The organism is Paucibacter aquatile, assembly GCF_002885975.1.
In the GTDB taxonomy this organism is placed as follows: Bacteria; Pseudomonadota; Gammaproteobacteria; order Burkholderiales; family Burkholderiaceae_C; genus Paucibacter_A; species Paucibacter_A aquatilis.
The window spans coordinates 101,922-122,705 of record NZ_POSP01000004.1; the positions used below are offsets into that span (position 1 = coordinate 101,922).

The window sequence follows — 20,784 nt, forward strand, 5'->3', positions numbered from 1 at the left end:
GCGCCCGTCTATTTTGTGGGCGGCTCGCCGGTGGCCGGCGTGGGCGCGCTCCAGCTTTCGCCATGGCGGGCTTCATGTTCCCGCCGCGCCTGTTCGCGCTCCTGGGCCAGCAGGGCTTCCAATTGCTGGCGTGCCTGCCGCGATGCGGCGATCAGGGCGCCGTTGTCGTGCTGCAGTGGCAGCATCTGTTCCAGCTGATCCAGGTTGTGCCGGCGGAATCGCCAGGTCAGCTTGCGGGCGGCATGGGGCTCCAGGCCCAGCAGCTCCATGACGCTGCGGCCGCTGTTCAAGGCTGCGTCAAAGGTTTCGCGCTCGATCAGCTGCACGCCCAGATTGCGCAGGCTGAAGTAGTGCCGCACATTGCGCGCCCGCGCCACCACCTGGGCCTGCGGGAAATGCTCGCGCGCCAGCTCGGCAATGGCCAGGCTCTGCGCCACATCGTCCACCGCGATCACCAGCACCCGCGCTTGCGCCGCGCCGGCGCTGCGCAGCAGGTCCAGCCGGGTGGCATCACCGAAAAACACCCGCCAGCCAAAGCGCCGCATGGCCTCGATGGCCTCGGCATCGTGGTCGAGCACGGTGGCTTCATAACCGTGGGCAAACAACAGGCGGCCGACGATCTGCCCGTAGCGGCCGAAGCCGGCGATCAGGATGGGTGCGGGTGGCGGGCTTTCTTGCTCCGCCGGCCGTGCGGCCGTCTTGCGCTGCAGGCGCGGCAGCAGCAGGCGGTCGCTGGCCAGCAACAGGGCCGGCGTGCAAGCCAGGGAGAGGGCCACGGCCGCCACCAGCGCTGAGTTTTGCGTGGCGTCGATCAAGCCGGCCTGCTGGGCCAGCTGGAACACCACGAAGCCGAACTCGCCGCCCTGGGCCAGCAGGATGACGAAGACCGGCCGCTCCAGCACCGGGATCTGCATCCAGCGCGACATCAGCCCCAGCAACAGGCCCTTGCACAGCAGCAGCGCGGCCAGCAGGCCCAGCACCAGGGCGGTTTGCTCGCGCAGCACCCGCAAGTCCAGGCCCATGCCCACGGCGATGAAGAACAGGCCCAGCAGCAGGCCTTTGAAAGGCTCCAGATCGGTTTCCAGCTCACGCCGGTATTCGCTCTCGGCCAGCAGCACGCCGGCAAGAAACGCGCCCAGGGCCATGGACAGGCCGACACTGTGCATCAGGGCCGCGGTGCCGATCACCAGCAGCAGGGCCGCGGCAGTGAAGATCTCGGGCGTGCGGCTGCCGGCGATCCAGCGCAAAGCCGGGCGCAGGGCCAGGCGCCCGCCGAGCACAATCAGCAAGACCATGCCCAGGGCCTTGGCGGCCGCCCAGGCTCCGCTGCCCTCGGCCGCCGACACGGTGCTGCCGGCCGCCACAATGGGCACCAGGGCCAGCACCGGAATGGCGGCGATGTCCTGCAGCAAGGCCACGCTCAAGATGCTTTGACCTGCCGTTGTGCGCCCGAGGTTGCGCTCTGCCAGCACGGCCAAGGCCACGGCCGTGGACGACATGGCCAGGCCCAGGCTGAGCACCAGGCCCAGGCCGGCCGGCACGCCGAACAGCCACGCCAGGCCCAGCAGCATGGCGGCCGACCCGAACAGCTGCAGCGAACCCCAGCCGAAGATGGGCCTGCGCATGGCCCAGAGCCGTTTCGGCTCCAACTCCAGGCCGACCAGGAACATCATCAGCACCACGCCGAACTCGGCCACTTCGAGGATCTGCCCCGGGTCGCTGACCAGGCCCAGCACGCTGGGCCCGATCAGCACGCCGGCGATCAGGTAGCCGAGGATGGAGCCCAGGCGCAAAAAGCGCGCCAGCGGCACGGCGACGACGGCCGCGCCCAGGCAGACCAGGGGAAGTTGCAGCCAGTTGCTGCCGGCGGCCGCGCTCATGGCTGGGGCTCCTCATGTGAGGCTGCACGCGCCGGGGTGGCCGGGCGCAACGGGCTGAACAAGGCCGGCCGGGCGTCCAGCGGCACTTCGGGCAGGCTGGGTTCGGCTTCATGCACGCACCACTGGGGGTAGGCCTCCAGCCGGGCCAGAAAGGACTTCGTGTGCTGCTGCAGCGCGGCTTCGTCGGCTTGATGGGCGCCGTGCAGGATCAGGGGCGGCAGGAAGTTCATGCCGCAGATGCGCGCGCTCTGGGTGTAGGGCAGCAGGAAGTGCTCGATCGGGTGTTCGTGATGGCCCTGAGCGCTGTAGGCTTCTGCGCTGCCGCCGGTGGAAGTGACCAGCCAGAAGTCTTTCCCGCGCAAGGCATGGCCTCCGGGGCCGTAGGCCCAGCCGAAGCTCAGTACCTCGTCGACCCAGAGCTTTTGCAGAGCCGGCATGCTGTACCAGTGCAGGGGGTGGAGCATGATGACCAGGCGCGCGGCGGCCAGCGCCCGCTGCTCGGCAGCCACGTCGATGGCGTAGTCCGGGTAGCGGCGGTAGAGGTCGTGCAGGGTCCAGCGCGTGGCTTGGGCTTGCGCGGCGTCCATCAAGCGGGCACTGACGCGCGAACGGGCGCGGTCGGGGTGGGCGGCAAGAATCAGGATGTCAGAAGTCTCAGGCATGGCCTGAGGTTAACCCGAGCGCCCAGCGCTTAGGATGTCGGGCTGTGTTGTTGTCGCTTGCAGCGGCTTTTGTGCATGCCCTGAGGAGTGAGCCCATGCCTGTGATCCTGATCGCCAATCCCAAGGGTGGGGTGGGCAAGAGCACCTTGTCCACCAACATCGCCGGCTACCTGGCCTCGCAAGGCCACAGCGTGATGCTGGGCGATGTCGACAAGCAGCAGTCGGCGCGCCGCTGGCTGGCCTTGCGCCCGTCCCACCTTCCGCGCATCCAGGGTTGGGATTTTGAAGGGGACCAGGTCGTCAAGCCGCCCAAGGGTGTCAGTCATGTGGTGCTGGATTCTCCGGCCGGGCTGGACGGCAAGCGCTTGAAGACCCTGCTCAAGTTGGCCGACAAGCTCTTGATGCCGTTGCAGCCCAGCCTCTTCGATATCCAGGCCAGTTTCGATTTCATTCAAAGGCTGCGCGAACTGCGTGGCGATGAAGACTCGCCCAAACGCCAGCCCGAGCTGGCTTTGGTCGGGATGCGTGCCAAGGAAGGCACGCTGTCGGTGCAGCAGCTGCAGGGCTTTCTGGAGGGGCTGGAGGTGCCGGTGCTGGGCATGCTGCGCGACACCCAGAACTATGTGCAGCTGGCCGCACATGGCTTGAGCCTTTGGGATGTGGCGCCCAGCCGTGTCGAGCGAGACTTGGCGCAGTGGGCGCCGCTAACGGCCTGGTTGGACGCAAGGAAAGCGTGATTGCTAAAACGCAAGTTGAGTTCGGCTTGCAGCTTTCGTTTGCGAGTTCTGACGCCAGAAAAGTGCGCAGGCCTAACACGGCAGCGTGGGTATCACCCATCGGGGTGAGTGCGATGCACCACGCCGGGGCTCTATCATGCGGTCCGACATGAAACTCTGCACACGTGGCGCCGAAGGATGGGCATGAAGGTTTTGCTGATCGATGATCACCCGCTGATCCTGGCGGCTTTGAAGACCGTCATCGAAGGCATGGGCGAGCATGTGCAGGTGGTGGGCGCCGACAGTGCGGCCTCCGCCCGTCAGGCCTTGCAGACGCACCAGGATTTCAACCTCGTGCTCCTGGATCTGCAGCTTGGCGATGCCAGTGGCTTTGATGTGCTGGATGAGTTCCGTGCCGCCTACCCGGCCCTGCCCGTGGTCATCATCTCGGCCTCCGATCGGGCCAGCGATGTGATCCGTGCCATCGACCAGGGTGCCATGGGTTTTGTGCCCAAGCGGGCCGAGACCGAGCTGCTCTCCCAGGCACTCAAGCTGGTGATGTCCGGTGGCATTTATGTGCCACCCATGGGCCTGGGCAACGAAGGCGGTGCTGAATTCGAGACGGCTCCGGCCTCCGGGGCGATCAGCGCGCAGCAGAACAAGCTGCAGCAGATTCAGCAGCAGGCCATGAACTCCAACTATCAGGTCACCACCGGCCTGGAAGGTCTTGCGCTGACACCGCGCCAGACCGATGTGCTGGCCCTGCTGCTGCAAGGCAAGCCCAACAAGATCATCGCTCGCGAACTGGGCGTGTCGGTCGAGACCATCAAGGACCATGTCGCCGCCGTGCTCAAGGCCCTCGGCGTGGGTTCGCGCACGCAGGCGGTGCTGGCCGTGGGGCAGATGGTGCAGCGTCAACCCGACGCGCATTTCTCGACCTGGCGCGTGGCGCAACCCTGAGCACCGGACCGCTTCTGGGCCGAGGCGCCGTGATGGCGCTTGCCGCTCAGCTGGGCGTGTAGGCCAGGCGCACGTAGATCGGCGCAAAGGCCTCGGCCTGGGTGATTTCCAGCAGGCGCTCGCGCGCCAGTTCCAGCATGGCGATGAAGGTCACCACCAGCACCGACTGGCCGCGTGAGACATCGAAGAGCTGCTCGAACTCGACAAAGCGCTGACCCTGCAGGCGCCGCAGTACGATGCTCATGTGTTCGCGCACCGAGAGCTGCTCCCGCGTGATCTTGTGGTGCTGGTTGAGCTTGGCGCGGCGCAGGATGTCCAGCCAGGCCTCGCGCAAATCGTTGGCCTCCACGTCGGGGAAGCGCGGCTGCAGCGATTGCTCGATGTAGACCTGGGCGCGCAGGAAATCGCGGCCCAGCACGGGCAGGGCGTCCAGGCGAGCCGCGGCCAGCTTGATCTGTTCGTACTCGAGCAGGCGGCGCACCAGCTCGGCACGCGGGTCTTCCGGTTCGGCGCCGTCCTCGGTCTTTTTGGGCGGCAGCAGCATGCGCGACTTGATCTCGATCAGCATGGCCGCCATCAGCAGGTACTCGCTGGCGAGCTCGAGGTTGTGCTTGCGCAGCTGGTCGACGTAGCTCAGGTACTGGCGCGTGACATCGGCCAGCGGGATGTCGAGGATGTTGAAGTTCTGGCGCCGGATCAGGTATAGCAGCAGGTCCAGCGGGCCTTGAAAGGCTTCGAGGAAGACCTCCAGCGCATCCGGCGGGATGTAGAGGTCCAGCGGCATCTGGAACAGCGGCTCGCCATACAGGCGGGCCACGGCCACGCTGTCCACGGTCTCGGGCAGCCCCGGCAGCTCTTCGGCCGGGGGCGGCGGCAGCTCAGGGCCTGCGGCCTGCTCGCCGCTGTTGTTGCTGCTGCTCATGGCAACTCAGAACCAGTCCGGCAGGGCGCCGAGCGTCGCTTACTTGGCTTGCGTCTGGTAGACGTAGGGCTGTTGCTCGACGCGTGCGGCGCGGTAGTCGGCCTGGGCGCTGCGGTCCACCGCCTTGTCCCAGAGCAGGGCACGGCCGGCGCGCTGCTCGGCTTCCAGCGTCGGCTTCTTGGCCTTGAGCTCGTCGATGAAGGTGCTGGCGTCGGACTTGTAGGCTTTCCAGAACAGAGGCATGGTGTGGCAGTGCTTCGCAAACAAGGTGGGCGGCCGGCAGAAAACCGGCTGCAAGACGAGATTTTACAGGCTGGCCGTGTGGGCGCTGACCCGCCATTGCTCGAAATCGGCATGAATGCCGTTCGGACCCAGGGCTTCGGCCAGGCCGCCGCGCCGGACCAGGCTGGCTGGCTGCTCGTTCAGGCCGCACAGCAGCAAGGCCTGACCCTGGCGTTGCAGGCCGCGCTGGAGCTGCAGCAGGGCATCCAGACCCGAGGTGTCCATGGAGATCAGCTGGTGCATGTCCAGCACCAGCAGGCGCTGACCGGGCTGCAGCCGTTCAGCCAGGCCCTCGACCTTGCCGACCGCGCCAAAGAACAGCGAACCGTAGAGCTTGAGCGCCAGGGTGCCGGGCGGCAGGCCGGTCTGGGGCAGCTCCTGCACCTGGAACAAGGTACTCATGCGGTAGATGAAGAACAGGCAGGCCAGCACCAGGCCGGCCTCCACCGCCACCATCAGATCGAACACCACGGTCATCACGAAAGTGCCCAGCAGCACGGTGCGGTAAGGCAGGCTGAAGTGGCGCAGACGGGCGAACTCATGCCACTCGCCCATATTCCAGGCCACCACCAGCAGGATGCCGGCCAGGGCCGCCAGCGGGATGTGGGCGGCCAGCGGTGCGGCCACCAGCACGATGATCAGCAGCACCAGCGCATGCACCATGCCTGCCACCGGGCTGCTGGCGCCGGCGCGCACATTGGTGACCGTGCGGGCGATGGTGCCGGTGGCCGGAATGCCGCCGAACCAGGGCGTCACGAGGTTGGCAATGCCCTGGGCCATCAGCTCCTGGTTGGGGTCGTGGCGTGGCTGGTCGCTGAGCTTGTCAGCCACGCGGGCACAGAGCAGGGATTCGATGGCACCGAGCAGCGCCAGGGTCAGGGTCGGGATGAGCAGTTGCTTGGCGCCGGTCCAGCTGACCTCGGGCCAGGCGAAGCTGGGCAAGGTCTGGGGAATGCCGCCGAAGCGGCTGCCGATGGTTTCCAGCGGCAGCTGCAAGCCGTAGCACAGCGCGGTGGCACCGACCAAGGCGATCACGGTGCCGGGCAGCTGCGACATCCAGCGCTGCAGCCGTGCGCGGGTGCTGTGGCTCTCGCGGTCCATGGCATAGGTCTTGGGCCAGAGGCTGACCACGGCCACGCAGGCGCCGCCCAGCAAGGGCGCGGCCCAATGGATGTCGCCGATGTGCAGGGCGGTCAGCCGCAGCTGGCTGAAGAAATCGGCCGGCATGTGGGCAATGGGCAGGCCCAGGAAGTCTTTCAGCTGGGACAGGCCGATCAGCACGGCAATGCCGTTGGTGAAGCCGATCACGATGCTCACCGGGATGTAGCGCACCCAGGCGCCCAGCCGCAGGGCGCCGAGCGCGATCAGCAAGCAGCCAGCCAACATGGTGGCGACCAGCAGATTGCCCAGGCCGTAGCGTTGCACGATGCCGTAGATCACGACGATGAAGGCGCCGGCCGGCCCGCCGATCTGCACGCTGGAGCCGCCCAGGGCCGAGATCAGGAAGCCGGCAATGATGGCGGTGAACAGGCCTTGCTCGGGCTTGACGCCCGAAGCGATGGCAAAGGCGATGGCCAGGGGCAGGGCGACGATGCCGACGGTGAAGCCCGCGCCGAGGTCGGCGATGAAGCGCTGGCGGCTGTAGTCCTGAAGCAGGCTCAGCGAGCGGGGGCGGAAGCGGTGGAGGAGCGGCGGCATGATCGAGGTCTTGCACCGATTCTGCGCCTCTTGCGGCTTGCGGTTTTGAGAAAACTCAGCTGCTGGTGGCGCTGTGGTAGGGCCGCACGATGCTTTCGATCAGGGCGGCGCTGCCGGCCTGGGCCAGGCGGCGGTCGAGATGGGCCAGGATCTGGCGCGCGTCGGGAAAGTCCTGGCGCAGCCCGAGGTGGAAGGGCACGTTGGCGGCCAGATAGGGCGCCGGAATGGACATCACCTGAGCCTGGATGGCCAGCTTCTTGAGCCGCCACTGCGTGACCAGCGGGCTCAGCGAGACATGGACGTCACCGCGTGCGGCCAAGACCATGCGGAAGACGGCGTCGTGGCCCATGGTCCATTCGACATGCGGGAAATCGGCCAGCACCTGCTCGGCCCATTGATTGCCTTTTTGATCGACCAGATGGAAGGCCTTTAGGTCCTCGCGCGAGCGCAGGCGCTCCAGCTGCGCCCGCTGCGGATGGCGGGCACTGAAGAACAGATGGGGGCGCAGCTCCACCAGGGGCAGCTCGTTGAAGAGCGCGTACTGCCGGCGTTCGTCCGAGGCAAAGGTGCACAGGCCATCGGCCTGGCCCAGCTTGACCATGGCTTGGGCGCGCCGCCAGGGCAGGCCCAAGGCTTCCAGCTGGACGCTGTCCAGGTCCTTCAGCAGGGCCTGCAGCAGATCGGGCAGGATGCCTTGCACCCGTTGAGGATGCAGCTGCGGATCGACGAAGGAGTAGGGCGCGTAGTCGTCGTTGTAGCTGATCAGCAGGGGCTGGCGCACCGCGCCAGCCCGGGCCTCGCGGCCGACGAGGGCCGCTGCAGATGCCGCACCACCCGCCACGGCGCCCAGCAGCAGACCCAGGACGGTCTGGCGGCGGCACGCCACCGGCCGGCTGCGCAGCATGGGCCGGGTGGGCCTCAGCGCACCCGCATGCCCGGCTGGGCGCCGGGGAAGGGCTCGAGCACGAAGATACCGGGATTGGCCTTCTCGTCGGCGTGGCTGGCGGCCAGCACCATGCCCTCGCTGATGCCGAACTTCATCTTGCGCGGCGCCAGATTGGCCACCATCACGGTGAGCTTGCCTTCCAGGTCTTCGGGCTTGTAGGCGCTCTTGATGCCGCTGAAGACATTGCGCAGGCGACCTTCGCCCACGTCCAGGCTCAGGCGCAGGAGCTTGTCCGAACCGTCCACATGCTCGGCCTTGACGATCTTGGCGATGCGCAGATCGACCTTGGTGAAATCGTCGATCTTGATCTCGGGCGCCAGCTCCTCGCCGCCCGGCAGGGGCTTGGCGGCCACGGCCGGTGCAGGGGCTTCGAACAGGGCTTCCAGCAGCTTGGGGTCGACGCGCTGCATCAAGTGTTCGTAGGCGCCGATTTGGTGGGCGCCGAGGGCGCGCTGGGCGTCAGCGAACTGCAGCGGCTCGATCTTCAGGAAGCTCTCGACCTTGGCCGCCAGGGCCGGCAGCACGGGCTTGAGGTAGATGGTCAGCAGGCGGAAGGCCTCGATGCAGACGCTGCAGACGTCGTGCAGCACGGCGTCCTGGCCTTCCTGCTTGGCCAGCTCCCAGGGCTTGTTCTGGTCCACGAACTCGTTGACGCGGTCGGCCAGCATCATGGTTTCGCGCAAGGCCTTGCCGAACTCGCGTTCTTCGTAGAGCTGGGCGATGGTGGCGCTGTGGGCGCGCAGGCCGTCCAGCAGGGCGCGGCCCTCCACGCCCAGATCGGCCGAGAGGCGGCCGTCGAATCGCTTGGCCAGGAAGCCGGCAGCGCGCGAGGCGATGTTGACGTACTTGCCGACCAGATCGCTGTTGACGCGGGCCACGAAGTCATCGGGGTTGAAGTCGATGTCTTCGACGCGTGAATTCAGCTTGGCCGAGATGTAGTAGCGCAGCCACTCGGCGTTCATGCCGAGGTTGAGGTATTTGAGCGGGTCCAGGCCGGTGCCGCGGCTCTTGCTCATCTTCTCGCCGTTGTTGACGGTCAGGAAGCCGTGCACGAAGACGTGGTTGGGCGTCTTGCGGCCGCTGAAATGCAGCATGGCCGGCCAGAACAAGGTGTGGAAGTAGGTGATGTCCTTGCCGATGAAATGCACCTGCTCGACCGACTCGTCGGCCATGAAGGCGTCGAAGTCTTGGCCGGTCTTGCCGAAGTAGTTCTTCAGCGAGGCGAGGTAGCCGATAGGCGCGTCCAGCCAGACGTAGAAGTATTTGCCCGGTGCGTCGGGGATCTCGATGCCGAAATAAGGCGCATCGCGGCTGATGTCCCAGTCGCCCAGGCCGCCCTTGCCCTCTTCATCCTTGGTGAACCACTCCTTAATCTTGTTCAGCACCTCGGACTGCAGGCGGCCCGGGGTTTGCGTCCACTGCTCGAGGAACTCCACGCAGCGCGGATCGCTGAGCTTGAAGAAGTAGTGCTCCGAGCTCTTCATCACCGGCGTGGCGCCGGTCAGCACCGAGAAGGGGTTCTTCAACTCGGTGGGGGTGTAGACGGCGCCGCAGGATTCGCAGCTGTCACCGTACTGATCCTTGGCGCCGCACTTGGGGCATTCGCCCTTGATGAAGCGGTCCGGCAGGAACATGGACTTTTCGGGGTCGAAGAACTGCTCGATGGTCTTCACCTCGATCAGCTCGTTGCGACGCAAGGCCTTGTAGACCTCCTTGGACAGCTCGTGGTTCTCAGGCCCATCGGTCGAGTGCCAGTTGTCGAAGGCGATGTGGAAGCCGTCCAGATAGGCCTTGCGACCGGCGGCGATATTGGCCACGAACTGCTGCGGGGTGATGCCGGCCTTCTCGGCGGCAATCATGATGGGCGCGCCGTGGGCGTCGTCGGCGCAGACGAAATGCACCTGCTGGCCCTGCATGCGCTGGTAACGCACCCAGACGTCAGCCTGGGTGTATTCCATGATGTGGCCAATGTGGAAATTGGCGTTGGCGTAGGGCAGGGCGGTGGTGACGAAGAGCTTGCGTGTCATGGTGTCTTTGCAGGCCTGGCGGCGGTGCCGGGCAGGCGCGCATTTTAGGGCCAGGGCTGCACGGCACTTCGACGGGGCTGACGAGGGGCGTTCGCCGGGGCGCCGGGCAGCGCCCGAGCCGCGGTCAAAGGGGCGATCTGATGTGCTGCGGCGACAGGGCCGGCTCGCGGCCCCGCAGCCTGCGCGGGCGGGTGATCAGCCGGCGTTGTTCGGGGTGGGCGGGGTGGCGCCCGTGTCGCCGGCGTCCGCAGCGGCGTCGCCTTCGGCTGAGGGCTCGTCGCTCTGGCCTTCCGGCTTGTTCAGCTTGCGCTGACGCTTTTCTTCGGTTTTGCGTTTCTTGGCCAATTCGCGTTGGCGTTTTTCGTATGAGTAGTTCGGTGTGGCCAAGGACATGCTCCTGCAAGGCATCTGCGGGGCGCAGATAGTCCCTTCAATGTAACCGCTGCACGCCGCACCCGGCGCGCCGCGAGCGCTCCAAGGCGGTCTCAGTTAGCGCGAAAAGCTCGGTCTGACATGAAACATCGCCCCTAAGTCCATGATTCGTATGGCCTAAAAAGACTATCCACTTTCGCTGTGGATAACTTTGTGGAAAAGGGGGGTGGGGTGGCGCCAAACCCTTGTGGCGAGGCCCTCTGGCTTAATCTGCCTCTTTTCGCAGCAGTGGCTGGCGATCTATATGAATCAACAACTTAGCGTTGTTGTGCGCCAGTCGAGGTGCGCGCAGCGGGCAAGGGCGGTGCCAGCTGACGTGGATCAAGAAATGGGGATAAGTCAAGAGCTGAATGCCCCTCGTCGCGAAATTCAGTGACAGCCCCGTGACAAAAAGGGCTTGGTTTTGCACATCTCTTGTGGACAAGTTTGTGGGTGCTTCACCCACAGCGGCGCTAAGTGCTTGATGGGCCGGGAACTTTGCTGGCTTGCCTGTTTTTGCAGCAATGGCCGGCGGCGAAAGCCACGATGCGCGAGGCGCATGTGGGCCTATCGGGGGCGATGCGGAGGGGCGGCCGCTTGACGCATGGCTAAAATCGCGCACTTTGCACGGTAGCGGCATCAAGGCAGCAGATGACTCAGGCACAACAGGGGAGAGCAGCGTCCAAGGGCGCTGAGGGTTTTGAGTTGAAGAGCGCGAGCTTGAGTCTGCTCTCGCTGGTCCTCAAGACCACGGACCTGACCGAGTTGAGCCGCGAGCTCCAGGTTCGCGTGGGTGCCACGCCTGGTGTGTTCAGCAACGAACCGCTGCTGATCGACCTGAGCCAGCTGCCTCAGGAGCCCTCGGCCGCTGCCGCAACGGCCGCCGTAGAAGCCCCGGCCCAGCTGAGCCTGGACAGCGCTGTACCAGGCCGCGCCGAGGTGGACCTGGCCGCGCTGCTGCCGATGCTGCGCGGCCATCGCATGTCGCCGGTGGCGGTGTACGGCGCCACGCCGGCCGAGCTGGAGCAGGCCCTGGCACTGGGCCTGGCCGAAGCGCCGGAACCCGAAGCGCAGGCCGCACCGCGCTGGCGCGCTGTGGATGCGGCGCCGGTGGTGCAGGAAGTGATTCGCGAAGTGGTGCGGGAGGTTGTTCGCGAAGTGCCGGTGCCGGCCGAGAGCGTGCCCACCCTGGTGATCGACAAGCCGCTGCGCTCCGGCCAGCGCATCTACGCCAAGGGCGGTGACCTGGTGGTGTTGGCCCTGGTCAACCATGGCGCCGAGGTGATCGCCGATGGCCACATCCATGTCTACGCCCCGCTGCGCGGCAAGGCCATTGCCGGCGCGCGCGGCAACACCGAGGCACGTATCTTTGCCGCCAGCATGGAGGCCGAACTGATTTCGATTGCAGGCATCTACCGCACGACCGAGAACCCGCTGCCCGATACGGTGCAGGGCAAGCCGGCGCAGATCCGGCTGGAGGGCGAGAAGTTGGTGATGGAGGCGCTCAAGCTTTGAGTCATGATGGCTGCGTGAACATCCCGCGCCATCGCAAGCAAGTCAAAAACCCTGGCCGGCCTGTGTGCCGTCCTTCTCAGTTGTAGTTTTGAAAGGATCTGATTCGATGACCAAGATCGTCGTGGTGACCTCGGGCAAGGGTGGCGTGGGCAAGACCACCACCAGCGCCAGTTTTGCAACCGGCCTGGCCCTGCGCGGCCACAAGACCTGCGTGATCGACTTCGACGTCGGCCTGCGCAACCTCGACCTGATCATGGGCTGCGAGCGCCGCGTGGTCTACGACCTGATCAACGTCATCAACGACGAGATCAAGCTCAGCCAGGCGCTGATCAAGGACAAGCAGCTGGACAAGCTCTACATCCTGGCCGCCTCGCAAACCCGCGACAAGGATGCGCTGACCTACGAAGGCGTGGAGCGCGTGCTGGAGGAACTCAAGGCCATGGACTTCGAGTACATCGTCTGCGACTCGCCGGCCGGCATCGAAACCGGTGCGCTGATGGCCATGCACTTCGCCGACGAAGCCTTGGTGGTGACCAACCCCGAAGTCTCGTCGGTGCGTGACTCGGACCGCATCCTGGGCATGCTCAACAGCAAGACCAAGCGCGCCATCGAAGGCAAAGACCCCATCAAGGAACACCTGCTGATTACCCGTTACAACCCGAACCGGGTCGAGGGCGGCCACATGCTGTCGCTGGAAGACATCCACGAGATCCTGCGCACGCCGCTGATCGGCGTGATCCCGGAATCGGAAGTGGTGCTGCAAGCCTCCAACCAGGGCTCACCGGCCATCCACATGCAAGGCACCGATGTGTCGGAGGCCTACAAGGACGTGATCAGCCGCTTCCTCGGTGAAGACAAGCCGATGCGCTTCATCGAAGCCGTCAAGCCCAGCCTGTTCAAACGCCTGTTCGGCGGCAAGTAAGCGGGAGGACCGGATGAGTTTCCTCAAGTACTTTCTGGGTGAAAAGAAAAGCACCGCCAGCGTCGCCAAGGAGCGCCTGCAGCTGATCCTGGCCCACGAGCGCAATGGCCGCAAGCCCAGCGCCGACTACCTGCCCCAGCTCAAGAACGAACTGCTGGCCGTGATCTCCAAGTACATCGACATCGACATGAAGGACATCAATGTTGATGTTCAGCATCACGGCGATATGGACGTGCTGGAGCTCAAGATCGAGCTGCCCGAAGGGCGCTGAGATCGAAAGTTGGTACCGAACCTCGAAGGCCGCATCAGCGGCCTTTGTTTTTTCAGAATGATTTGACTGGTGGGATGTCAGGTTGAGTCCGCCGCACGAAGCGGCCTTTTGGGTTTTGCTCGTGAGGCCCTGCAGCCCGTGCCGCTGCCGGACTCATGGTTCTGGGGTCGGCTCTGGCGGAGCGATTTCCCTGCGCTGCTCGCGCCTCGGGGCCGGTGCTCATCTCACTTCATTCGCATCGCTCATTCCGTTCGGACAAAGGGCACCGAGTCAGCGCTTGAAGCGCGCGAGTACGCGCGCGCCCCGAGGCGCTGCGCTACTCGGACCTGCACAAATCGCCCGGCAGCGGCCCGGGCTGCGGGGCGCATGCATCGCGGTCGATGTGCCCCCCGTCGTTGGAGAGCGCCCACTTAGGAGGTGGCTCGGCCCGCCGACGGGCGATTTGTGCGCGGCCGAGGGCGCACTGAGCAGCGAGGGGAGTCGGCTCGCAGAGCCGACCCGCGAACCATGAGCCCGGCGGCGGGACGAGACACCGCAGTGAGAATGACGAGCACAACGAAGGTCCGCAGCGTGCCGCTCGCAGCCCTGAGCCGTTCAGCGTGGAGCTGGCCCCTTTTCTCTTGTGAGGGCGTGCGAGGGGCCGGCACCTCAGCCCAGTGTTTCCAGAGCGATTTGCAGTGCCTGTTCAGGTGGCACCTGCAGGTCGGGCTGGACGCCGTGCCCGTCCAGGCGCTGGCCGTTGGGTGTCAGGTAGTCGGCCACCGGAAGACGCAAGCGATAGCCGCCCGCGAGCGGCAGCGCCTCGCTCGACAGCATGGCGCCGGCCGTGTGCTGGCCAACCAAGCGGGCACCCAAGGCTTGCCGCAGGAGCCAGGCCACCGGCTCCGAGGTGCTGGCTGTGTGCCCGTCGATCAAGACCAGCAGTCGCCCGCGGAAGCCGCCTGCAGGGCTGGCGGGAATGCGCAGGCGTGCCACGCCAGTCGTTTGCAGTGCCTGGCTCAAGGCTGCGAGATCGAGCGTGGCGAGCGCGGGCATCTGCGCCAGCGCAGCCGCATCGGGCTCGTCCCGGCCCTGGCCATACCAGCGGCGTGAGAGGAAGACCCCGGCGTCCACCGGAGCCGGGGCCAGCAAGCCCAGCAAGCTGGCGGCCGCTGGCAAGGCACCCCCGGCGTTGCCGCGCAGATCGATGATCAAGGCTTCAGGTCGGGCGGCGGCCAGCGCTTGCGCGGCCGGCAGCATTTGCGCCGCATCGAGTGCGAAGCTGGGGATGCTGAGCAAGGCCACGCCGGGTCGCGGCCAGCTGAGCCGTGGCAAGGGCGCGGGAGCGGCTGGGGCGCTCGTCGCTGGAGTGTCGGGCTGTGGCGCCAGCAGAGCGTAGTGGCTGAAGCCCAGCTTCGCTGCGTGCTGGCTGCGGTTGAAGTGCAAGGCGATGCCGGCGGTGTCCAAGCCTTCGGGTGCGTCCAGCAAGGCCTGGCGAAACGCTGCAAAAGCTGGGCTTTGGCTCCAGGCGGGCAGGGGCAGCAGGCGATCGCTCAAGGCCAGGGCTTGGGCGTAAACAGTTTGCGCGCTGGGCTCCGGGGCCGCCGCCTGGGCCAAGGGGCTCAGGCCGAGCGACAGCGCGAAGACGGCGAGCACGCGCTTGGCCAGGTGGCCAGGGACATTGAAAGTCGAGCGAATCAAAACAGGTCTCCTTGGAAGTGGCGCCGGCAATATCGCGCAGCGCCCGGCGCGACAGGCGCCAGGGCTGTGCAGCCTAGAGGCAGCGTTTCGGCAGGAGTGGAAGGCGACGACCGTCTGTGACCAAGCCGAAGCGGCTGTGACGAAAACGCGTGGCCAGGGGCGAATTTGCGGGCGTCAGGGACGAATCTGCGCGGCATCGAGGCCAGCACTTGGCAGCTCAGCCGGCAATTCAAAGTCGGCGGACACGGGGATCAGCGCGTCCAGGCCGCGCAGGCGGAGCTGACGCTGGCGACCCGTTTGCACCCAGGCTTGGACCCGCTCCGGTGCCACAAGCCAGGAGCGATGCACACGCCAGCAGGCCGTTTCGCCAGCAGCCAAGCTGGCCGCCAGCTCGCCCAAGGGCAGGCGCAGCAAATGGGCTTGGATGCCGCTGCCGTCCTCGGCTTCGAGCTGCAAACGGACATAGTTCTGCTGGGCTTGAGCGCAGACCAATTGTTCGCGGCGAAAGCACAGCTGTTCGTCGCGATTGCGGCCCTGCACCACGATCTGGGGTGAGGTGCCGGCGGCTGGGGCTGTCGTGCTGGCCTGGTTCTCGGCGGTGGGCGCTGCGAGCTGGACAGCCAGGACGTCGGCCCGACCTTGCCAGAGCAGGAGCGGCAAGAGCATCAGCAGGAAAGGCAGGGCGAAGACGAGGCTGAACATGAAAAAGTCGACCCAGGATGGTGTCCTCGGCGACACCAGCCAGCAGCTGTGGGCATAGCTCAGGCCCGCGCTGCAGGCGGCCCAGATCGCCAGGGCCTGCAGTTCATCCTGCAAGCGCCACAGGGGCTGGCGCGCCCGCCGTCGCAGCGCCCAGGCACGCATGGGAAGCACCGCGAGCAGCAGGCAAACGCCGTAGCCCAGCAGACGCAGCGCCCACCAGGGCGCCCGGTAGCGCTCGCCGCCAAAGGGCTGCAGCCAGAACAGAAGGAGCAGCACCAGTCCAGTAGCCAGGCCGAATCGCCGCAGGGCGGCCCAAGGGCTGGTTTCAAAATGCCAGCGTTGTTGCAGCCAAGCGGGAACGGTGGACAAGGCGGACATGGGCAGCGGAGGGCTGAGGGGGGGCTGAGGGGTACGGGGAGGCGGCGAATTCTAGGTGGGCATGCGCCGCTTCTGAGTCGAGGCAGGCTGCGGGTTTGCCCCTCGGCAAGGGCAGAGAGGCGCGTGCGAATATCAAGCCATCGCTCACCGCAGCGAACCGCCACGCTCTTCGCAGTCAAGCGCTTCGCCGAAACTTCATGCCCATCTCATTGCCTTTTTCCCTGCGCTCTCTGGCGCTTGGCCTGCTTGTCGCCTGCGGCGTGGCTGAGACCCTGGCCGCCCCCATCAAGGTGCCCGGCACTCTGCGTTTCTGCGCCCAGGGCAGCCCCAAGAGCTTCGACCCGGCGAACAGCGACTCCGGCATTGACCACGCGGCCACGTATCCGATTTTTGATGGCCTGATCGACAACGAACCGGGCACGGACCGGCTGATCCCGGGGCTGGCCGAGAGTTGGATCGTGGCGGCAGATGGCCGCAGCATCCGCTTCAAATTGCGCCACGGCGTCAAGTTTCACAGCACGGCCTATTTCAAGCCCACGCGCGACTTCAATGCCGACGATGTGATCTTCACCTTCGCGCGATTGCTGGACCCGCAGCATCCGTTTTCCAAGGCCCACCCCGTTGTTTCGCCGTATGTGATTTCGGCGGGCTGGAAGCAGCTGATCGCGGGCGTGGATCGCATCGCCGATGACGAGGTGCAGATTCGCTTCCACAGTGTCGATGCCACGTTTCTGAACCTGCTGACCTACGCCTTCGCCGGCATCCAGTCGGCCGAGTATGGGGCGCAGCTGCTCATGGCCGGCAAGGCGGCGCAGATCAACAGCCTGCCGGTCGGCACCGGGCCTTTTGTCTACAAGAGCTACCAGGCCGACAGCATCTTGCGCTACACCCGCCACCCGGATTTCTTCCGCAGTGACCGGCCGGTGATGGAGCAGCTGGTCTTTGCCATCACCACCGACCGCAATGTGCGCACCCAGCGCTTGCGTCGCAATGAGTGCGACATTGCGGCGCTGACCAATCAGGCCGATCTGATCGAGCTGGAGCGCGACCCGGCCATCCAGATCCACAGCGTGCCGGGCCTGAACATCGGCTTCCTGACCTACAACACCAAGAAGCCGCCGCTGGACAAGCTGGCCGTGCGCCAGGCACTGGACATGGCCATCGACAAGAGCACCCTGGTCAAGACGGTGTTTGGCGGCGCGGGCGAGCCGGCCAACTCGCTGGTCGCGCCGCCCAGCTGGGCCTTTGATGCCAGTATCAAGACCGCGCCGCATTCACCCGAGAAGGCGCGCGAGCTGCTCAAGAGCGCCGGTGTCAAGGACCTGAGCCTGACGCTCTGGGCCATGCCGGTGCAACGCTTCTACAACCCCAATGCCCAGCTGATGGCGCAGATGATCCAAGCCGATTGGGCCAAGATCGGCGTCACCGCCAAGATTGTCAGTTATGAATGGGGCGAGTACCTCAAGCGCGTGGACCAGGGCGACCATGACACTGCCTTGATCGGCTGGAACGGCGAGGACGACCCCGCCTCCACTCTGGGCCAGCTGGCCTGCGGTGCAGCCAGTGGCAGCTTCTGGTGCGACAAGAGCTACGACGCCACGCTCGCCAAGGCCCGCCAGACCCTGGACACCGCCGAGCGCAAGAAGCTCTACAGCCAGGCGCAGCGCCTGGCCCTGACCCAGCTGCCCTGGACGCCGATTGCGCATGGCAAGGTGGCGGTGGCGGTGCGCAAGTCGATTCAGGGCTTCAAGCTGGCGCCGAGCGGGCAGTACCGTTTTGATGGTGTGACGCTCAAGCCCTGAGAGAGGCTGTCCGAGCTCACGCCTAAAATGCCGGCCATAGCAACGAGGGACCGTCAGCAATGAGCATCAAGAGCGACAAGTGGATCCGCCGCATGGCCGAGCAGCACGGCATGATCGAGCCTTTTGAGCCCGGCCAAATCCGCGCCAACGCGGCCGGCGAGAAGATCGTCAGCTACGGCACCTCCAGCTACGGCTACGACATCCGTTGCGCGCCCGAGTTCAAGGTCTTCACCAACGTCTACAGCTCCGTCGTCGACCCCAAGAATTTCGACGACAAGAGCTTTGTCGACATGGAAGGCGACCATTGCATCATCCCGCCCAACAGTTTCGCGCTGGCACGCACGGTCGAGTACTTCCGCATCCCGCGCAATGTGCTGACCATCTGCCTGGGCAAGAGCACCTATGCGCGCTGCGGCATCATCGTCAACGTCACGCCCTTCGAGCCCGAATGGGAAGGCTATGTGACGCTGGAGTTTTCCAACACCACGCCGCTGCCCGCCAAGATCTACGCTGGTGAGGGCTGCGCCCAGGTCTTGTTCTTCGAGAGCGACGAGGTCTGCGAGACCAGCTACAAGGACCGTGGCGGCAAGTACCAGGGCCAGCGTGGCGTCACCTTGCCGAAGACCTGACCCCCGGCTCAGGCTCGGGCTCGCGCCAACTTGAGCGAAAACAGCCGGTGAATCACCGGCTGTTTTGCATTTAAGTTTCGGCCGCGGCCGGCATCATGGCGCCATCCCGGTCCTGTGCAGGCCGGAACCGCGAGGCCCCCCATGATCATCCCGCTGCATCTCTTGCCCGACCTGAACACCGGCGCACCGATCCCGCTGGATTTCACGACCGATGCCGACGGCCCGAGCAGCCTGCGCATGGACATGCGCGCCGCGCCCGAGCTGGACCTGCCGATTGCCGGCCCGGTGGCCTTGTCTGATCTGCATTGCTTTCAGGCGCTGATGGCCGATGAAGGCGAACAGCTGCAACCCACCCGCATGCTGTACGACCGGCTCTACGCCTTCGAGTGCCTGGCGCGGGCCCATGCCTGCTCCAACCCGGGCCTGCGTGCGCTGGCCCTGCGCCTGTTCAGCGACTATCAGCGCGCCGGTGAGTGGATTGGCCTGATGCACTGAGCCCGCTGTCTCACCCGCCTGCGACGGCCCGTCTCGGCCCGTCGGCTGCCCGGCTGGTATTACCGCCATCGGCCCTCGCACAGCGAGGGCCTTTTTGTTGCTGGGTTCACAAGGCCGTCAACCAATCACAGCGCAGCTGGCCGCGCTGGTGCAGTTGCCGCCTGAGATGGGCGTACAGGCTGGGCATCAGAAAACCCAGCAGGCACAAAGGCAGCCATTGCCATTCGTGCAGCAGCAAAGAGGGTGGCAAGCCTGCCCAGCCCAAGAGCCAGACGGTGAGGATCACATCCCAGGCTTGCGCTTCAAGGCGGTGGTCGCGCGCATGCAGGCGCAGCCAGCGGATGACCTGAGAGACCTGTTGCAGCGTCATGAGCAGCTCCCCGATTCTGGACGCCGGATGGGCTTGTCAGCTTGGCGTCAGATTGAATATCGGCGAGTCGGCGTTCAAGTTCCAGTGCTGCATCAGACTATTTTTGGGGCCGGGCCCATCAGCGGTGCTTGTGCTGGCAATGCGTGGCGCCGTGCTTGTGTCCCGTGGCCGGGGTCGCAGCCGTTGCGGGCCGTTTCTTGCTGCGCTGCGGTTCCTGGCAGTCGACACAACGGCCGTAGAGGGTGATCTCGTGGCTGTCGACGCTGAAGCCCGGTGGCGCCAGCTGGGCCAGATCGCCCGGGCAGCGCTCGACATCGAACACCCGCTGGCAGCAGGTGCACTGGAAATGGTGATGGTGGGCATGGCCGGACAGCTCGTAGCGCGGGCCTTCGCCCGGCAGCTGAACCAGGCTGATGGACTGGTCTTCCAGCAGCAGCTTGAGGTTGCGGTAGACCGTGGCCATGCCCAGCGCTTCCACGTCCACACGCGCGGCATCCAGCACTTCCTGAGGGGAGAGCGGTCGACCGGCAGTGGCGATCGCGTCGCGGATGGCAGTGCGTTGGCGTGTGGTGCGTTCCATGGCGTGTGAAAAGCCTGTGCGGGTTGAGCGTGCGCAGGATTGTCGCATCGGCAATCTTGATAATGCGTTATCAATATCGAATAATGCGAGCCATGGTCCCGGCCCGGCCGGAATGCCTGATCGCACGAACGGAGACGCGCCCTTGAATGCCATGCTTCCCTTGATGCCCCCGAGCCGTGGCTTGACCCCGCAGCCGACGCCGCTCCAGCCAGTCCTGCACCCGCGCGCTCATGTCGCGGCGTCGCCCGAGGTGCTGGCGCACGTGGGGCCGCCTCGCCGTCATGGCGGTGGGCCTGATCTGGCGGTCTGGCAGCGCTCGGCGCCGAAGGGCTTTCAGGCCTGGATGGATGCTTTGCCTGAGACGGTCTTGCCCAGCCTGCATCGCGTGGCCGATGCCCAAGGGCTGGAACAAGAGGTGCAGCAGGCCCTGGACGCGGCCGGCCTGCCAGCGAGCGAGATGCGCAATCTGCTGCTGGCCGACCTCATGCATCTGGTGAAACGCTTCGCGCGCCTGAGCGAGTGCGAACACGTTTCGCTGCGCCTGGGGGATCTGCGCAGCGAGGTGGACCGTCAATGGCTGTGCATGGGGGCGCCGCTGCGCCTGGTCTGCAGCTATCGTGGCCCGGCCAGCGAGTGCCGTATGGGCAGCCGCGCGGCATTGGACACCGCCTGGATGACACCCGACCGCGCCTCGGCTTCAGCGCTGGCACCCATGGATGTGGTGGTCTTCAATGCCCGCGGCCGCATGCTGCACCGGCGTCCGCGTTTTCTCGTGGCCGATGGGCGCCCCAGGCCCTGGGCCTTGAGTCTGGTCGCCGCGCCGTTTGACGCGCTGGCTTGAGGGATGTGCGTCGACCGCATGCGGGAATGTCCTAGGTCATGCGGGCTCGTTTCGGCCGGGATGCCTTTAGTCATGTGTCCTTGGGCTGTGTATCG

At 65.8% G+C, this 20,784-nt stretch carries 21 protein-coding genes; 9 read left to right on the forward strand and 12 right to left on the reverse strand.

Annotated features, from left to right (window positions below; genetic code table 11):
- Nucleotides 1–8: 8 nt before the first annotated feature.
- Both kefC and kefF read right to left on the reverse strand, forming a co-directional pair.
- A complete protein-coding gene (gene kefC / locus C1O66_RS20140; protein ID WP_102769828.1) occupies nt 9–1,880 on the reverse strand; it encodes a glutathione-regulated potassium-efflux system protein KefC in 1,872 nt (623 codons plus the stop codon).
- Entirely contained in the window at nt 1,877–2,542 is a 666-nt protein-coding gene (gene kefF, locus C1O66_RS20145) for a glutathione-regulated potassium-efflux system oxidoreductase KefF (protein ID WP_102769829.1), read from the reverse strand. Before kefF ends, kefC begins: the two co-directional genes overlap by 4 nt.
- A 95-nt stretch (nt 2,543–2,637) precedes the next feature.
- Here kefF and C1O66_RS20150 point away from each other — a divergent pair, with 95 nt between their 5' ends.
- Together C1O66_RS20150 and C1O66_RS20155 are read left to right on the forward strand one after the other, a co-directional pair.
- Nucleotides 2,638–3,279 carry a ParA family protein gene (locus tag C1O66_RS20150; protein ID WP_102769830.1) on the forward strand — a complete coding sequence of 214 codons (642 nt, stop codon included), beginning with the start codon at nt 2,638–2,640 and terminating at the stop codon, nt 3,277–3,279.
- A gap of 183 nt (nt 3,280–3,462) precedes the next feature.
- Complete coding sequence (locus C1O66_RS20155) at nt 3,463–4,218, forward strand: response regulator (protein ID WP_102770391.1); 756 nt, start codon at nt 3,463–3,465, stop codon at nt 4,216–4,218.
- A 46-nt stretch (nt 4,219–4,264) separates the two neighbouring features.
- Here C1O66_RS20155 and C1O66_RS20160 read toward each other — a convergent pair whose 3' ends face one another.
- The 6 genes from C1O66_RS20160 to C1O66_RS20185 form a co-directional block, all read right to left on the reverse strand.
- Complete coding sequence (locus C1O66_RS20160; protein ID WP_102769831.1) at nt 4,265–5,140, reverse strand: segregation and condensation protein A; 876 nt, start codon at nt 5,138–5,140, stop codon at nt 4,265–4,267.
- A gap of 39 nt (nt 5,141–5,179) precedes the next feature.
- Nucleotides 5,180–5,383 (reverse strand): DUF3460 family protein, encoded by a 204-nt coding sequence (locus C1O66_RS20165; protein WP_102770392.1) that lies wholly within the window; start codon nt 5,381–5,383, stop codon nt 5,180–5,182.
- A gap of 63 nt (nt 5,384–5,446) precedes the next feature.
- A complete protein-coding gene (locus tag C1O66_RS20170; protein WP_207796042.1) occupies nt 5,447–7,120 on the reverse strand; it encodes a SulP family inorganic anion transporter in 1,674 nt (557 codons plus the stop codon).
- A 55-nt stretch (nt 7,121–7,175) separates the two neighbouring features.
- Nucleotides 7,176–8,024 carry a substrate-binding periplasmic protein gene (locus tag C1O66_RS20175; RefSeq protein ID WP_102769833.1) on the reverse strand — a complete coding sequence of 283 codons (849 nt, stop codon included), beginning with the start codon at nt 8,022–8,024 and terminating at the stop codon, nt 7,176–7,178.
- A gap of 14 nt (nt 8,025–8,038) precedes the next feature.
- Entirely contained in the window at nt 8,039–10,093 is a 2,055-nt protein-coding gene (gene metG, locus C1O66_RS20180; RefSeq protein ID WP_102769834.1) for a methionine--tRNA ligase, read from the reverse strand.
- 195 nt (nt 10,094–10,288) lie between these two features.
- On the reverse strand, nt 10,289–10,480 hold the full coding sequence (locus C1O66_RS20185; protein WP_102770393.1) for a hypothetical protein: 192 nt from the start codon (nt 10,478–10,480) through the stop codon (nt 10,289–10,291).
- Nucleotides 10,481–11,155: 675 nt separating this feature from the next.
- Here C1O66_RS20185 and minC point away from each other — a divergent pair.
- The 3 genes from minC (at nt 11,156) to minE (ending at nt 13,212) form a co-directional block, all read left to right on the forward strand.
- Nucleotides 11,156–12,019 carry a septum site-determining protein MinC gene (gene minC, locus C1O66_RS20190; protein WP_102769835.1) on the forward strand — a complete coding sequence of 288 codons (864 nt, stop codon included), beginning with the start codon at nt 11,156–11,158 and terminating at the stop codon, nt 12,017–12,019.
- A 106-nt stretch (nt 12,020–12,125) separates the two neighbouring features.
- Entirely contained in the window at nt 12,126–12,941 is an 816-nt protein-coding gene (minD, locus tag C1O66_RS20195) for a septum site-determining protein MinD (protein WP_102769836.1), read from the forward strand.
- Between the two features lie 13 nt (nt 12,942–12,954).
- The gene (minE, locus tag C1O66_RS20200; protein WP_102769837.1) at nt 12,955–13,212 is read left to right on the forward strand and encodes a cell division topological specificity factor MinE; all 258 of its coding nucleotides are present in this window, start codon (nt 12,955–12,957) and stop codon (nt 13,210–13,212) included.
- A 648-nt stretch (nt 13,213–13,860) separates the two neighbouring features.
- On the opposite strand, the gene C1O66_RS20205 is transcribed toward minE, so the two are convergent.
- Both C1O66_RS20205 and C1O66_RS20210 read right to left on the reverse strand, forming a co-directional pair.
- Nucleotides 13,861–14,892, reverse strand: coding sequence for a S41 family peptidase (locus tag C1O66_RS20205; RefSeq protein WP_102769838.1), 1,032 nt, complete (start codon nt 14,890–14,892; stop codon nt 13,861–13,863).
- A gap of 174 nt (nt 14,893–15,066) precedes the next feature.
- The gene (locus tag C1O66_RS20210; protein WP_102769839.1) at nt 15,067–15,972 is read right to left on the reverse strand and encodes a LytTR family DNA-binding domain-containing protein; all 906 of its coding nucleotides are present in this window, start codon (nt 15,970–15,972) and stop codon (nt 15,067–15,069) included.
- 197 nt (nt 15,973–16,169) lie between these two features.
- Here C1O66_RS20210 and C1O66_RS20215 point away from each other — a divergent pair, with 197 nt between their 5' ends.
- The 3 genes from C1O66_RS20215 (at nt 16,170) to C1O66_RS20225 (ending at nt 18,898) form a co-directional block, all read left to right on the forward strand.
- Entirely contained in the window at nt 16,170–17,774 is a 1,605-nt protein-coding gene (locus C1O66_RS20215; protein ID WP_102769840.1) for an ABC transporter substrate-binding protein, read from the forward strand.
- 59 nt (nt 17,775–17,833) lie between these two features.
- A complete protein-coding gene (gene dcd, locus C1O66_RS20220) occupies nt 17,834–18,403 on the forward strand; it encodes a dCTP deaminase (protein ID WP_102769841.1) in 570 nt (189 codons plus the stop codon).
- A 141-nt stretch (nt 18,404–18,544) separates the two neighbouring features.
- Nucleotides 18,545–18,898, forward strand: coding sequence for a hypothetical protein (locus tag C1O66_RS20225; protein ID WP_102769842.1), 354 nt, complete (start codon nt 18,545–18,547; stop codon nt 18,896–18,898).
- A gap of 106 nt (nt 18,899–19,004) precedes the next feature.
- Here C1O66_RS20225 and C1O66_RS20230 read toward each other — a convergent pair whose 3' ends face one another.
- The gene (locus tag C1O66_RS20230) at nt 19,005–19,268 is read right to left on the reverse strand and encodes a hypothetical protein (RefSeq protein ID WP_102769843.1); all 264 of its coding nucleotides are present in this window, start codon (nt 19,266–19,268) and stop codon (nt 19,005–19,007) included.
- A 118-nt stretch (nt 19,269–19,386) separates the two neighbouring features.
- Nucleotides 19,387–19,848 carry a Fur family transcriptional regulator gene (locus C1O66_RS20235; protein WP_102769844.1) on the reverse strand — a complete coding sequence of 154 codons (462 nt, stop codon included), beginning with the start codon at nt 19,846–19,848 and terminating at the stop codon, nt 19,387–19,389.
- A 151-nt stretch (nt 19,849–19,999) separates the two neighbouring features.
- On the opposite strand from C1O66_RS20235, the gene C1O66_RS20240 reads away from it, so the two are divergent.
- A complete protein-coding gene (locus C1O66_RS20240; RefSeq protein WP_243392940.1) occupies nt 20,000–20,689 on the forward strand; it encodes a DUF1826 domain-containing protein in 690 nt (229 codons plus the stop codon).
- Nucleotides 20,690–20,784: the final 95 nt, after the last annotated feature.

Excerpts from the sequence above, each read along its gene's own strand:
- C1O66_RS20235 (WP_102769844.1), bottom strand. The coding sequence starts at position 19,848 with ATGGAACGCACCACACGCCAACGCACTGCCATCCGCGACGCGATCGCC.
- minE (WP_102769837.1), top strand. The coding sequence starts at position 12,955 with ATGAGTTTCCTCAAGTACTTTCTGGGTGAAAAGAAAAGCACCGCCAGC.
- C1O66_RS20160 (WP_102769831.1), bottom strand. The coding sequence starts at position 5,140 with ATGAGCAGCAGCAACAACAGCGGCGAGCAGGCCGCAGGCCCTGAGCTG.
- metG (WP_102769834.1), bottom strand. The coding sequence starts at position 10,093 with ATGACACGCAAGCTCTTCGTCACCACCGCCCTGCCCTACGCCAACGCC.
- minD (WP_102769836.1), top strand. The coding sequence starts at position 12,126 with ATGACCAAGATCGTCGTGGTGACCTCGGGCAAGGGTGGCGTGGGCAAG.
- kefC (WP_102769828.1), bottom strand. The coding sequence starts at position 1,880 with ATGAGCGCGGCCGCCGGCAGCAACTGGCTGCAACTTCCCCTGGTCTGC.
- C1O66_RS20170 (WP_207796042.1), bottom strand. The coding sequence starts at position 7,120 with ATGCCGCCGCTCCTCCACCGCTTCCGCCCCCGCTCGCTGAGCCTGCTT.
- C1O66_RS20230 (WP_102769843.1), bottom strand. The coding sequence starts at position 19,268 with ATGACGCTGCAACAGGTCTCTCAGGTCATCCGCTGGCTGCGCCTGCAT.
- C1O66_RS20155 (WP_102770391.1), top strand. The coding sequence starts at position 3,463 with ATGAAGGTTTTGCTGATCGATGATCACCCGCTGATCCTGGCGGCTTTG.
- kefF (WP_102769829.1), bottom strand. The coding sequence starts at position 2,542 with ATGCCTGAGACTTCTGACATCCTGATTCTTGCCGCCCACCCCGACCGC.
- C1O66_RS20210 (WP_102769839.1), bottom strand. The coding sequence starts at position 15,972 with ATGTCCGCCTTGTCCACCGTTCCCGCTTGGCTGCAACAACGCTGGCAT.
- C1O66_RS20150 (WP_102769830.1), top strand. The coding sequence starts at position 2,638 with ATGCCTGTGATCCTGATCGCCAATCCCAAGGGTGGGGTGGGCAAGAGC.
- C1O66_RS20165 (WP_102770392.1), bottom strand. The coding sequence starts at position 5,383 with ATGCCTCTGTTCTGGAAAGCCTACAAGTCCGACGCCAGCACCTTCATC.
- minC (WP_102769835.1), top strand. The coding sequence starts at position 11,156 with ATGACTCAGGCACAACAGGGGAGAGCAGCGTCCAAGGGCGCTGAGGGT.
- C1O66_RS20240 (WP_243392940.1), top strand. The coding sequence starts at position 20,000 with ATGCTTCCCTTGATGCCCCCGAGCCGTGGCTTGACCCCGCAGCCGACG.
- C1O66_RS20175 (WP_102769833.1), bottom strand. The coding sequence starts at position 8,024 with ATGCTGCGCAGCCGGCCGGTGGCGTGCCGCCGCCAGACCGTCCTGGGT.
- dcd (WP_102769841.1), top strand. The coding sequence starts at position 17,834 with ATGAGCATCAAGAGCGACAAGTGGATCCGCCGCATGGCCGAGCAGCAC.
- C1O66_RS20215 (WP_102769840.1), top strand. The coding sequence starts at position 16,170 with ATGCCCATCTCATTGCCTTTTTCCCTGCGCTCTCTGGCGCTTGGCCTG.
- C1O66_RS20225 (WP_102769842.1), top strand. The coding sequence starts at position 18,545 with ATGATCATCCCGCTGCATCTCTTGCCCGACCTGAACACCGGCGCACCG.